The sequence below is a fragment of the Bifidobacterium myosotis genome (assembly GCF_002259745.1).
GTDB lineage: Bacteria > Actinomycetota > Actinomycetes > Actinomycetales > Bifidobacteriaceae > Bifidobacterium > Bifidobacterium myosotis.
The window spans coordinates 282,254-295,002 of the sequence record NZ_MWWW01000004.1; the positions used below are offsets into that span (position 1 = coordinate 282,254).

Annotated in this window: 9 protein-coding genes; 6 read left to right on the forward strand and 3 right to left on the reverse strand. The window is 63.2% G+C overall.

Features of this window, described 5'->3' with window-relative positions; genetic code table 11:
* Positions 1–15: 15 nt before the first annotated feature.
* Together BMYO_RS12370 and BMYO_RS02695 are read right to left on the reverse strand one after the other, a co-directional pair.
* Positions 16–2,298 carry an ABC-F family ATP-binding cassette domain-containing protein gene (locus tag BMYO_RS12370; protein WP_094667022.1) on the reverse strand — a complete coding sequence of 761 codons (2,283 nt, stop codon included), beginning with the start codon at positions 2,296–2,298 and terminating at the stop codon, positions 16–18.
* Between the two features lie 548 nt (positions 2,299–2,846).
* Complete coding sequence (locus tag BMYO_RS02695; protein ID WP_094667023.1) at positions 2,847–3,575, reverse strand: type 1 glutamine amidotransferase; 729 nt, start codon at positions 3,573–3,575, stop codon at positions 2,847–2,849.
* A 102-nt stretch (positions 3,576–3,677) separates the two neighbouring features.
* Here BMYO_RS02695 and cysS point away from each other — a divergent pair, with 102 nt between their 5' ends.
* Positions 3,678–5,327, forward strand: coding sequence for a cysteine--tRNA ligase (gene cysS / locus BMYO_RS02700; RefSeq protein ID WP_094667024.1), 1,650 nt, complete (start codon positions 3,678–3,680; stop codon positions 5,325–5,327).
* A gap of 401 nt (positions 5,328–5,728) precedes the next feature.
* Here cysS and BMYO_RS02705 read toward each other — a convergent pair whose 3' ends face one another.
* On the reverse strand, positions 5,729–6,637 hold the full coding sequence (locus BMYO_RS02705) for a cation transporter (RefSeq protein WP_094667025.1): 909 nt from the start codon (positions 6,635–6,637) through the stop codon (positions 5,729–5,731).
* Positions 6,638–7,049: 412 nt separating this feature from the next.
* Here BMYO_RS02705 and ffh point away from each other — a divergent pair, with 412 nt between their 5' ends.
* From ffh to rimM, 5 genes are all read left to right on the forward strand, one after another.
* Positions 7,050–8,708 (forward strand): signal recognition particle protein, encoded by a 1,659-nt coding sequence (gene ffh, locus BMYO_RS02710; protein ID WP_169834021.1) that lies wholly within the window; start codon positions 7,050–7,052, stop codon positions 8,706–8,708.
* A 418-nt stretch (positions 8,709–9,126) separates the two neighbouring features.
* Positions 9,127–10,479, forward strand: a complete 1,353-nt coding sequence (locus BMYO_RS11655; protein WP_094667027.1) for an endonuclease/exonuclease/phosphatase family protein — start codon at positions 9,127–9,129, stop codon at positions 10,477–10,479.
* A 336-nt stretch (positions 10,480–10,815) separates the two neighbouring features.
* Entirely contained in the window at positions 10,816–11,280 is a 465-nt protein-coding gene (rpsP, locus tag BMYO_RS02720) for a 30S ribosomal protein S16 (protein ID WP_094667028.1), read from the forward strand.
* A 23-nt stretch (positions 11,281–11,303) separates the two neighbouring features.
* A complete protein-coding gene (locus BMYO_RS02725) occupies positions 11,304–11,537 on the forward strand; it encodes an RNA-binding protein (RefSeq protein WP_007051427.1) in 234 nt (77 codons plus the stop codon).
* Positions 11,538–11,560: 23 nt separating this feature from the next.
* On the forward strand, positions 11,561–12,175 hold the full coding sequence (gene rimM, locus BMYO_RS02730; protein ID WP_094667029.1) for a ribosome maturation factor RimM: 615 nt from the start codon (positions 11,561–11,563) through the stop codon (positions 12,173–12,175).
* The last annotated feature ends 574 nt before the right edge of the window (positions 12,176–12,749 follow it).

Here is a 12,749-nt window from a genome sequence, read left to right on the forward strand (position 1 = left end):
GAATATCGGCAGCCGTCACTCCAGCTGTTCGGACAGCTCGAGCCATTCGGCCTCGAGGTCGTCGCTCTCGGCATTGACGGCGGTGAGCTGTTCGTTGAGCTTGTTGAGCCCCTCGTAATCGGCGGGGTCGTGAGCGGCCATCTGCTGCTCGAGATTCGTCTTCTGGTCCTCCAGCTTGGCGAGCTTGCGTTCGATGGCCTTCACCCGCTTGGATGCCTCGTGGAAGGCCTTGCCGGTGAGCTTCGGCTCGGCCGAATCCTGGGTTCCGTCCGACACGGGCGCCGCCGACGAGGCCGACTGCGCAAGAGACCCGGCAGTACCAGCCACAGACGCCTTATTCTGCGCGTTGTTCTGCGCTCCACGCCGGCTCGACGATCCACCGGTTCCCGCGAATCCGGCCCTGTCTTCCGGAAGCCCCTTGCCGTTCTTCAGGTCCTCGACCATGTCGAGGTAATCCTGCACGCCGCCGGGCAGATGACGCACCTTGCCGCCAATCAGCGCGAACTGCTGGTCGGTCACGCGCTCGAGCAGGTAGCGGTCGTGGGAAACGACGATCAGCGTACCCGGCCAGGTGTCGAGCAGGTCCTCCATCACGGCGAGCATGTCGGTGTCGAGGTCGTTGCCGGGCTCGTCCATGATGAGCACATTCGGCTCGTCCAAGAGGATGAGCAGCAGCTGCATGCGACGCTTCTGACCGCCGGACAGGTCGGCGATCGGCGTCATCAGCTGGGCGGACTCGAAGCCGAGCCGCTCCATCAGCTGCCCCGGCGTGACCTCCTTGCCGTCCACGATGTAGCTCGGCTTATAGCGGGACAGCACTTCCTTGATCTTGTACTTGCCCAGCTTCTCCAGCTCGTCAAGTCGCTGCGAGAGCACGGCGAACTTCACGGTCTTGCCGATGTTCACATGGCCTACGGTCGGCGTGAGCGTGCCGTCGATGAGCTTGAGCAGCGTGGACTTGCCGGCGCCGTTCGCACCGACGATGCCGAAACGGTCGCCCGGACCGATCAGCCAGGTCACGTCGTCAAGAATCTCCCGACCGGACACCGTGATCTTGCGGGCGGCCGACGTGGACCCAAGATCGGCGTCATCATTCGCCGGACCGCCGATGGTCTCGCCGCCGGTGTTCATGCGGCGAACCTCGCGATCGTCGGCTGACTGCGGGTCGATGCCACCTTCCGCTTCGGCCTTCCTGCGCGCTTCCTCAGCGGCGGCCACGGCCTCGGGCACGCCGGCGTCCACCAGACGCGGATCGGTCATGTCGGTGACCGCCACCTCCACGGATCCGTGCAGCTGCGGTTCGGCGTACATTGCGTTGACCACGTCCACGCGCGATGCGGAATCGGCGAGCGCCGCCACATCCGGGTCGATGCGCGCGGCCGCCGACACCATGCCCTGCGCATGCTCGAAAATCTGCGTCACGTCGATGAGATCGACCACCTGCTTGCCGAGGCGCGAGGTGGCCATCTGCTTCAATTCCAGCGTGTTGCGCATCGGCGGCACGTCGGCGATAAGCTCGCGCGCGGCCTTGACGTGGAACTTCTGCTTGGTGGAACGCGCACGGGCGCCGCGCGAGAGCCACGCGAGCTCCTTGCGGGCGAGGTTGCGGCGCTTGGTTTCGCGCACGTCGGCCTGACGGTCACGCTCGACGCGCTGCAGCATGTAGGCCGAGTATCCACCCTCGAACGGCTCGATCACGCCATCGTGGACCTCCCACATCGACTCGCACACCTCGTCCAGGAACCAGCGGTCGTGGGTGACGAGCAGCAGTGCGCCCTGCCCCTTCGACCAGCGGTTCTTCAGGTGTTCGGCAAGCCAGTGAATGGTGACCACATCGAGGTGGTTCGTGGGCTCGTCCAACGCCAGGATATCCCAGTCCTTGAGCAGTAGACGGGCCAGATCGGCGCGACGACGCTGACCGCCGGAGAGTGAGCCGACCTTGGCGTCAAGGCTCATGCCGCCAAGCAGCGCCTCGACGATCTCGCGGGATGTATTGTCGGACGCCCACTCATAGTCGGCACGGCCCTCGAGTGCGGCCTCGCGGATGGTGGCGTCGTCGTCCAGCGGATCGCGCTGGTCAAGCATGCCGAAGGTCAGTCCGCCTCGTTTGGTCACGCGGCCGGAATCCGGCTCCTGTGTGCCACGGAACAGGTGCAGCAATGTGGATTTGCCGTCGCCGTTCTTGCCGACGATGCCGATGCGGTCGCCCTCGAAGACGCCCTGCGTGACATCGGTGAAGATGGTTTTGGTGGCAAAGGCGAGCGAAACGTGTTCCAGTCCAATATCGTAAGTCGGCATGATTCACCAATGTAGCGGCATGCTTGCCCATCCCGGCGGACTTATGGCGGTCACATCGCGGCCATGCTGTGCTCATGCCCACGCCGCCGCCCCACTATGGCCGGCACCCGCAGCGCCTCCCGCACGCCCACCGTGTAGGGACTTTCCCACGGTGTAGGGATTGCAATATTCGTCATCGCCCGAAAACGGCGGAAACAAGCCGATTTGCAAAACCGCATCATGGGCGAATCCCTACACGGTGCGAAAATCCCTACACGGTGGGGCAATCCCTGCATCGTGGGATGCCCGGAGGGGTGACTGCGAGCGGCACCGGGACGCTGCCACGCGTCGCTAGTATGCTGCGTCATTAATTCGTTGATTATATTTTTGGCTCCCCTTGTCAGGACGTTGCCGTGCTGCAAACAGCGGAGCTGTTTGCAGGCAACGTGCGAGCCGACAGGCAAGCCAGCAGAACACACACGAAGCACGTCCTTAATTGCAGGACGAGCTAGCCCGCGAAGCGGGACTGAGGGGCAGTCAATTCGTCAACGAATTTCTGACACGGCATACTAAGCGCCTAGCGTCTGCGCGTAGGTGCTGCAGCGGGCGGCGAAACCGGAGAACACCTGCTCGGCAAGCGGTTGCAGCAGCGGATCGTACTGCTCGAACGCCTCACGCAGCGCGGACTTGGAACCGCCTGCCGCCTTGAGGTCCTTGACCATGCTGGGCTCCTCAAGCCACTCGTCCAGCAGCGACTTGCACACCTCAAGATGGAACTGCATGCCCAGCGCCGAGCCCATGCGGAAGGCCTGCACCTTGGTGGCCGACGAGCGGGCCAGCAGCTGCGCGCCCTCCGGCAATCCCACCACATCGTTATGCCAGTGCAGCACGTCGACCTGCTTGTCCCACATCGAGAAGAACTCGTGACGGTCCATGCGCTTGATCGGCGCGAACCCGATTTCCGGGGCGTCACCCTTGCGCAACTGCGCGCCAAGCGCCGTGGCGATGATCTGGTGGCCCAAGCATACGCCGAGTATCGGCTTGCCCGAGGCCACGGCGGCCCGCGCCAGCTTGGCCTCCGCCTTGAGCCCCGGATACTTGTCGTAATCCAGCGCCCCCATTGGGCCGCCCATGATCACCACGCCGGCGAGATCCTCGAAATCGGGGAGATCCGGCTTCTTCTGGTCGACGATGTTCACCGTCACCGTCTTGAGGTCGAGATCCTCAAGACTGGACAGAATGCGTCCCGGACGTTCCCACGGGACATGTTGCACAATGAGCACTTGTGGTGTGGTCATACTTGGTATTGTGGCACGAACCTCACCCGTCCATGTAACGTAGTCGTCCGGCCTTGCCGCCGGCAACATCCATGTCGGGCTCGTTCCCTACGCTTGGAGTCTATGGGAAACAGCCAAGAACCGCAGGATTTCAACATTTCCGTCATGCCTTCAAGCCTGACGCCGGTACATGTGGCCAAGGCCGCCGAAGGTCTGAGCCTCTATGACACCGCCTCGCACCAGGTCAGCCATTTCACGCCGATCAAGCCCGGCAAGGTGGGCATCTACGTATGCGGCGCGACGGTGCAGTCCTCCCCGCATATCGGCCATATCCGCGCGGCCGTGGCGTTCGACATCGTGCGTCGCTGGTTCCTCAAGCTCGGCTATCAGGTCACGTTCGTGCGCAACGTGACCGACATCGACGACAAGATCCTCGACAAGGCCGCTGCGGCCGGCCAGCGCTGGTGGGCCCGCGCCTACTACTACGAGCGCGAATTCACGCAGGCCTACGACACGCTGGGCGTGCTGCCGCCTACCGTGGAACCCCGCGCCACCGGCCACATGTCGGACATGATCGACCTAATCCAGCGCATTCTGGACAACGGTCACGGCTATGTGGTGCTCGACGACGAGGGCAAGCCCACCGGCAACGTGTACTTCGACGTGGCCTCGTGGCCGCACTACGGCGAGCTGACCCATCAGAAGCAGACCGCCGAGGTGGACGAGGCGGCCGCGGTGGCGGACCGCATGGGCCCGTCCGTGGACGCCGCCGGCGACGATAAGTACAATCCGGTCGACCCGGCCGACGCCTCCCCTGACAAGCACGATCCGCGTGATTTCGCCCTGTGGAAGGCCCCGAAGGACACCGATCCGGAGGACGCCCGCTGGCCCACGCCGTTCGGTGTGGGCCGTCCGGGCTGGCACATCGAATGCTCGGCCATGTCCCACCGTTACCTCGGCGACGGGTTCGACATCCATGGCGGCGGTTTGGACCTGCGCTTCCCGCATCACGAGAACGAGATGGCGCAGACCCGCGCGGCCGGCTACCCCTCCGCCGCGCGTTGGATGCATTCGGCGTGGGTGACCGCCAAGGGTGAGAAGATGTCGAAGTCGCTGGGCACCGGTCTGTCCGTGCCGAGCGTGTTGGCCGAGCACTCCGCCTGGGTGGTGCGCTACGCCTTGGGTTCCGTGCAGTACCGTTCGATGCTCGAATGGTCCGATCAGGCGCTGGTGGAGGCGCAGGCCGCCTACGACCGCATCGCGAACTTCATCGAACGCGCCGGCGTGGTGCTCGGCGAACAGCCGTCCCGTGATGAGGTGGCCGCCGTCTCCGCCGACGACTTGCCCGCCGATTTCGTGGCCGCGATGAACGACGACATCAACATCTCCGGCGCGACCGCCGCGATCTTCACCGCCATCCGTTCCGGCAACACACTGCTGAGCAAGCTCGACGACCACGCCGATTCCGCCGTCGCTCACGCCGAGGTGCGTGCGTCGCTGGTGGCGGTGCGCGCGATGCTCGACACGCTCGGCCTCGATCCGCTGGCCGAACCGTGGGTGTCCGCCGGTGCCGCCGGTGGAGCCGGTGACGGAGTGTCCGAGTCCCCCGAGCACGCCGCCTTGGAGGCACTTATCGCCGAGCAGCTTGAGGCCCGCGCCGAAGCCCGCAAGGCCAAGGACTTCGCGAAGGCCGATCAGATCCGCGACGCCTTGGGCGCGGCCGGCATCGCCATCGAGGACGGCCCGCAGGGTTCGACCTGGAGTTTGAAGTAGCCAAGTAAGCGTGCCGCCGGTATGCCAATAGGCATGCTTACTGCAGCATACGGCAGCTTACGGTATCGGTCGCGCACCGTTCATCGCTATCTGCGTTGCAAGGGGTACTTTTCCCTCCTCCCGGACAGCTATCTGCGTTGCAAGGGGTACCTGAAACAACAAAACCCGGGTATGAACGTTGATAATTCAACACCCATACCCGGGTTTTCCGTATCTATGTACCCCTTGCAACGCAGATAGCTGTCCGCGCGCCCCTCAATGTACCCCTTGCAAAGCAGTTAGGGGCGTCTGAGGCGGGTACGAATCACACGAGCATCCCACGGGAACCGCAGCGGGGACTCCGATGACGGCGAATTGTCGTTGCACCCGCGCACACATCCCGTGGGAACCGCAGAGACAGGTCAGTCGAACACGAAATCGACGTCCACGATGTGCAGCCGCCGTTTGAGCGCCTGCTCCAGCGAGCGCTTACGGTCCACCAAGTCGGCCACGTCGATGGTCTCGCCGGTTCCGGCCAGATACACGTCCACCGTGTAGTTCATGCCGGTCTTGAAGATCAGGGTCTGCTCGTATTCGGTGTTGGCGGGCAGATGCCGTTGCGCTTCGGCCTCCACGAACGCATTGGTCTCGTCATCGTCATGCACGCCGCCGACCAGCTCGACGAACGCCTCCTTGAGCACGGCGAACGGCTCCTTGATCGTGAGCACCACCAACGCCACGGTGATGAAGAAATCGCCGGTGTAGTGCAGGAAACTGAGCGGACCGTCCACCGGCAGCACCATGAGGAAAATCGCCACCGCACCGACGCCGAACGACATCGCGCCGTCCACCAGCGAGCTTTTGCATTCGGCGGTGAGCATGGTGCTGGCGTTGCGTATCGACTGGTTCTCGCGACGGTAGTACAGGTACAGGCCGAAGCACGCAAGCACCGCCAGAACCTCGTAAACCACCACCGGGCCGGTGGTGATGCGTTCGCCCTCGCCCAGCACGAAGTAGTCATAGGCCACCCGGCACACGTCGATGAGCGAATACAGCAGCAGGGACATGGTGAAGATGGCCTTGCAGATGGCGTAGATGGGTTCGAGGGCGAACATGCCGTTGGGGAAGCGCTCAGTGGTGCGCACGGTGCGCTTGGATAGGTAGACCGCCACCAGTCCGGAGAGCACGGATATGGCGGTGAAGGAGAAGTCGAGGAACATGGCCTTGAGGCCGGTCATGAAGAACACGGCCATGCCGGCCGCGACCTGAATCACATTGACGACGATGCCGATGATCAGGGCTTTACGTTCGATGGTCTTATGTTGGGGCATAGTGGGCCTTTCTTATTGCACGGCATGTCTGCGTTGGCCCGCGTCGGGTCTGGTCGTTGACCGAAGTTCGCGAGGGCGCACGGCAGTCTGCGTATAAGTGGTGTCCATGGATTGTCAAAACAGCATAAGCATTCTCAAACCACAGAATTTTGCCATTCCATTGTACCGGAAACGCTCGATTGGCAGTCGAGATTGCGCCGCAGGCGCACAGCGGCAGGAATCCGGACAACGGGCCCGATTCTGACCGTCCTGATATCGGCCCGAGACCCCAACACGACCGGCGCAGGACCGGCGCAGGACCAGTGCAACCACGCCGATACCCGCCTCGCCGCCACGCGATCGCCGTTCCAGGCAGGACCGAATCGTCGCCGAGGCCGCATTTTCCCGCGTGACGGCTAGACTGTTGCCCATTATGGCAGCATTCTCATCTTTGACTGACAGGCTCTCGAATGCGTTCAAGCATCTGAAGAGCAAGGGCAAGCTTTCCGAGGCGGACATCGACGGCACCATCCGCGAGATCCGCCGCGCGCTGCTCGACGCCGATGTGGCGCTCGAAGTGGTGCGTTCCTTCACCGGCAAGGTGCGCGAGCGCGCGCTTGGCACGGAGGTCTCCCAGGCGCTCAACCCCGCCCAGCAGGTGGTGAAGATCGTCAACGAGGAGTTGACCGACGTGCTCGGCCAGGGCGTGGACCGTCCGCTGAACTTCGCCAAGAACCCGCCGACGATCATCATGCTCGCCGGTCTGCAGGGCGCCGGTAAGACCACGTTGGCCGGCAAGCTCGGCTACTGGCTCAAGGACGCCGGCCACACGCCGCTGCTGGTGGCGGCCGATCTGCAGCGTCCGAACGCCGTGACGCAGCTGCAGGTGGTCGGCGAACGCGCCGGCGTGCCGGTGTACGCGCCCGAGAAGGGCGTGCAGTCGGACGGCGGCGAGGCCGTGGCCGCACCGGGCCTGACGACCGGCGATCCGGTGAAGGTGGCGCGCGATTCCATCACCTTCGCCAAGCAGAAGCTGTATGACACGGTGATCATCGATACGGCCGGCCGTCTGGGTGTGGACGAGGAGCTGATGAAGCAGGCGCGCGACATCCGCGACGCCGTGCAGCCCAACGAGATCCTGTTCGTCATCGACGCGATGATCGGTCAGGATGCCGTCAAGACCGCCAAGGCCTTCGACGAGGGCGTGGACTTCACCGGCGTGGTGCTCTCCAAGCTTGATGGCGACGCCCGTGGCGGTGCCGCGCTGTCGGTGGCGAGCGTGACCGGCAAGCCGATTCTGTTCGCTTCCACCGGCGAGGGTCTCAAGGACTTCGAGGTCTTCCACCCGGACCGTATGGCCTCGCGCATCCTCGACATGGGCGACATCATGACCCTCATCGAGCAGGCGCAGAAGCAGTTCGACGAGACGGAGGCCCGCAAGGCTGCCGAGAAGATCTCCGACGGCTCGTTCGGTCTGGATGATTTCCTCGACCAGCTGCAGCAGGTGCGCAAGCTCGGCTCGATGAAGTCGCTGCTCGGCATGATTCCGGGCATGGCCCAGCACCGCAAGGAACTTGAGCAGTTCGATGAGAAGGAAATCGACCGCACCGAGGCCATCATCCGCTCGATGACGCCGGCCGAACGTCGTGACCCGTCGATCATCAACGGCTCGCGTCGCGCCCGCATCGCCTATGGTTCGGGCGTGACCGTTTCGCAGGTCAACGCGCTGCTGCAGCGCTTCGAGCAGGCCGCCAAGATGATGAAGCGCATGTCCAACCGCGCCGGCATGGGCGGCGGCATCCCCGGCTTCGGCGGCCCGTCCATGGGCGGCGGCAAGAAGAAGGGCAAGAACAAGAAGAAGGGCGGCAGGTCCGGCAATCCGATGAAGCGCGAGGCCGAGGAGAAGGCGTTGCGCGACCGTCTGGCCGGCAAGTCGTCCGGTAGCGGCGCGACCGGCGGCTCCGCGTTCGCCAAGAAGCCGAAGAACCCGGCCCTGCCCGCAGGCTTGGAAGAGCTGATGGGTGGCGGTGACGGCGGTACCGAGCTGCCCCCGAATCTGGGAGGCGGCCTCGGCGGACTGCTCGGCCGCTGATTCGGCTGACTGTTACGACCTTCTTCGTTAAGGAGCAAGCCCCATTCCTTGGGCTCTCCTTCCCGAAGGGAGGTCAGAAGCATGTGCGCAGCGGCATTGTCCCTTGGCTTCCCTCCCCGAGGGGAGCTGTTGCTGATGGGCTATACGCCGAAAACCCACACCCTTGGCGTCCTTTCCCGAGGGAAGGTCAGAAGTAATAATGTCCGTAGCCATCGGTCAGCCAAGCTTCCCTCCGTGAAGAGCGGTCAGGAAACTGCACGTCATCGTAACTTGGCTCCCCTCACTGGGGGGAGCTGTCAGCAAGGCTGACTGAGGGGAGCTGAGTACCACACCAAGTACCGCAAACTTCCTTCACCCGCTTGCAACGACAGCTCCTCCCCTGAAGAGGGGAGCCAATGCCGTATATGAAAGGAATCGCATGATCACCTTCCTCTATATCCTGGCGTTCATCGGTTTCGTCTGGCTGGGATTATGCGCGTTGCCGGCGGGGATGGAAGCCCGCATGCCGATGCCCTATCTCATCGCCCTGACGCCGTTCCTATGGGTACCGCTGGTCATATTCGCCGGCATCGGCGCGTGGCAGCACGAGTGGGGCGTGGTCTCGCTGCTGCTGGTCGCAGCCCTTATGACCAGCTCTCAGCGCATCAGTTACTGGGGTACCGGCATCAAACCGCAAAGCACGCGGGACACATCGCGTGAAACAGGCCGTGAAACACCACACACCCCCACTGCAAAAGACACCAAGCAAGCGGGAAATTCGCAGAAATCCAACGATTCTGCCGCGCCTACCACCACCGATGCCAGCCAATCAGCACAATCTTCGGCAACTCCTTCACCATCTTCGGCAACGCGTGAAACAGCTCGTGAAACACTGCCTCCGCAGTTTGCGGTCATGACCCTGAACTGCCGGTATGGCCGTGCGGACGCCGACGATATTGTAGAGAATGTGCGCACGCGCGGTATCGTTGTGCTGGCATTGCAGGAGGTCAGCGACGATCTGATCGCGCGTCTGGACGCGGCTGGCGTCGCTCAGCTCCTCCCCTACCGTCAATCCGGAGAACCCAAAGGCAGCGACAACGGCGGATACAACGTCATCTTTTCCCGTTACGAGCCGGCTGCCGCCGTGCCGAACGTGGTCGCGATTCCCGCCGCCGATGTGCCAGCCGTTACGTTGCGTCTTGCGGGCGAGGATGGCGGAACGCACGCCGCGTCCCGGTTCGGCGGCGATGGATCTGCCGACGGCAACGACGACAACGACGGAAATGGCAGCGACACCTATGGCACCGCTGCCGGCAATGACAGCGGTGTTGGCAATACCGACCGCGGTGCTGTCAACACCGCCAACAGCACTGCCGCCAGCACCGCCAACGGCACCGCCGGTCACGCTCCCGAACGCACGGTGACCTTCTGCTCGGCGCATCCGAAATCGCCGATGCGCGGCTGCGAGGACTGGTCGGCCGGCATTCTGGGGCTGCGGTCTATCGCCGGCGCCAAGCTCATCGGCGACCACAACATCGCCGTCGTGATGGGCGACCTGAACTCCAGTACCGACCACCCGAGCTTCCGCGCGCTGCTCAAGGGCGGATTCAAGGATGCGAGCCTGACGCAGGGCACCGGCCCGCACCTCACATTCCCGAGCTGGCTGCGTTGGCCGCGCATCGAACTCGACCACATCCTGTTCACACGGGGACTAAAGCCGTCCGGAGTCGAGTCGTTCGTGGTCAAGGACACAGATCATCTGGCGTTGGTGGCTACGCTGTCGCTGCGGTGATGTGACGTTGCGGCATCCGGCGGCAATCTGGCGGCAATCGGCAAGACAAGATGCTGTACCGCCAGATCGTGCGACATCGCAGGAGACGCCGCGCGGTCACTGTGTTAAGGCCTCGGAGACCGCCGACACACGCACGCCGCGCCGCCTCCCCAACCGGCGTAGCGCAATTCCATCCGCACTGGTGTGTCAGTCCGGGGGCACGCGCTATAATGTGTCAGTTATTCGCGCGCGTGGCGCCCTCTACACCCCGTGCCGCGAGGACACGTGGGTTCCGGCGTGCCGTGCCCCACACAGCAACCGAGAAACCACAAACCTAGCATTACAAGGAGAGCCATTTTGGCAACCAAGATTCGTCTGAAGCGACAGGGCAAGAAGTTCTACGCCTTCTACCGCGTGGTAATCATGGACTCGCGCACCAAGCGCGATGGCCGTGCCATCGAGGAGATCGGCACCTACGATCCGAACACCCAGCCCTCGACCATCAAGATCGATTCCGAGCGCGCTCAGTACTGGCTTGGCGTCGGCGCTCAGCCGTCCGAGCCCGTGCTCAACCTGCTCAAGATCACCGGTGACTGGCAGAAGTTCAAGGGCCTTGAGGGTGCCGAAGGCACGCTGAAGACCGTTGAGGCCGGCCCGGATGCCGCCGCCCGCATTGAGGCCGCCGAGAACCAGGCCCAGAAGCTCAAGGCCGCCAAGTCCGAAGCTGAGGCCAAGGCCAAGGCTGAAGCCGAGGCTGCCGCCGCTGCTGAGGCTGAGGAAGCTCCGGCCGAGGAAGCCACTGAAGCTCCGGCCGAGGCCTGAGCCGACACGAAAGGCTAGCAACAATGCTTGCACAGGCTGTGGAACACCTCATCAAGAACATCGTTGATTTTCCGGACGATGTTTCCGTCAAGTCCCATGAGAACGCGCGCGGCGAACTGCTTCGTGTGCGCGTGAACCCGGAGGACATCGGCCGCGTGATTGGTCGTGGGGGTCGCACCGCCAATGCGATTCGCACCGTGATTCAGGCATTGTCCGACCACAAGGTGCGCGTCGACATCATGGACGTGCGTCGATAAATCGATAAGGATTGATTCACAGCATGGCAGAGCAGAACATGCACGACGACCCTCAGCAGCGCGAGTTGCTGAGGGTTGCTCGTATTGGACGCGCACAGGGCCTGAAGGGCGAAGTGAATGTGCGCCTGTACACCGATGATCCCGAGTGGCGTTTCGAGCCCGGTTCCGTACTCTACGAGAGCGACGGCGAGACCGAATACACCGTCGAAGGTTCCCGCGTGGTCAAGGACCGCTGGATCATCAAATTCGAAGGCACCGACGACCGCACCGCTGCCGAAGCGCTGAACGGTGTGGAGCTGTATGGCGAGGCCGACGACCCGGACGAGATGCTCGAAGCGGACGAATGGTATCCGAAGGATCTCATCGGCCTTGAGGCACGGCTCGCCGACGACAACGGACTGGGGCTGCCAGCCGGTCAGGTTGTGGGCAAGGTGGTCGACGTGATCGACTCCCCTGCGCAGTCGTTGCTGAAGATTCGTCTTGTTGCGCCGGTCGTCACCGGGCAGAACTCGAAGGACGAGGACGTGGTGGAGACGACCGCGCTGGTGCCCTTCGTGGAGGAGATCGTGCCGGACATCGATCCCGATGAGCAGTACCTCACCATCGATCCGCCCGGGGGCCTGATTCCCGGTCTGTGACGGGTCCGTAGGTTCGCAGCATGCTGGACAGGTTCGCAGCAGACTTAATCGCACACTGCGATTGACGACAAAACCGCCAGTCCAAGCCGCCAGACATCTGGCCGGCGTGGACTGGCGGTTTTCGTATATGTCGGCTGACGATTTCCCATATGATGATGCCTGTGATGCTTGGCTGACGTCTCTCGGCCGCCTCTCGATGCAAAAGTGTCGGATGCCAACGGTTGAGAGGCCGAACCTTATACAAGAGTGTCGGGTTTCGACGCAAGAGTGCCGGGCCTTATACAAAAGTGTCGGATTCCAACCATTGACTGTCGGACCTCGACGGTTGACTGTCGGATTTCATACCTATGCCGTACGAAATCCGACACCGATGCGTCGAAACCCGTCAGTCAACCGTCGAGGTCCGTCAGTCAACCGTCGAAAACCGACACTAATGCGTGGAGAACCGACAGTCATCCGTCGAAGTCCGGAAGACACATGACAGGACTGGACTAACGGGACCAACAAGACTAACAGGACCGATAGCAACGGCAGCCCACACAGCGCACGTGCCGAGGTGCTCAGCGATCACGGT

Excerpts from the sequence above, each read along its gene's own strand:
- BMYO_RS12370 (WP_094667022.1), bottom strand. The coding sequence starts at position 2,298 with ATGCCGACTTACGATATTGGACTGGAACACGTTTCGCTCGCCTTTGCC.
- BMYO_RS02695 (WP_094667023.1), bottom strand. The coding sequence starts at position 3,575 with ATGACCACACCACAAGTGCTCATTGTGCAACATGTCCCGTGGGAACGT.
- cysS (WP_094667024.1), top strand. The coding sequence starts at position 3,678 with ATGGGAAACAGCCAAGAACCGCAGGATTTCAACATTTCCGTCATGCCT.
- BMYO_RS02705 (WP_094667025.1), bottom strand. The coding sequence starts at position 6,637 with ATGCCCCAACATAAGACCATCGAACGTAAAGCCCTGATCATCGGCATC.
- ffh (WP_169834021.1), top strand. The coding sequence starts at position 7,050 with ATGGCAGCATTCTCATCTTTGACTGACAGGCTCTCGAATGCGTTCAAG.
- BMYO_RS11655 (WP_094667027.1), top strand. The coding sequence starts at position 9,127 with ATGATCACCTTCCTCTATATCCTGGCGTTCATCGGTTTCGTCTGGCTG.
- BMYO_RS02725 (WP_007051427.1), top strand. The coding sequence starts at position 11,304 with ATGCTTGCACAGGCTGTGGAACACCTCATCAAGAACATCGTTGATTTT.
- rimM (WP_094667029.1), top strand. The coding sequence starts at position 11,561 with ATGGCAGAGCAGAACATGCACGACGACCCTCAGCAGCGCGAGTTGCTG.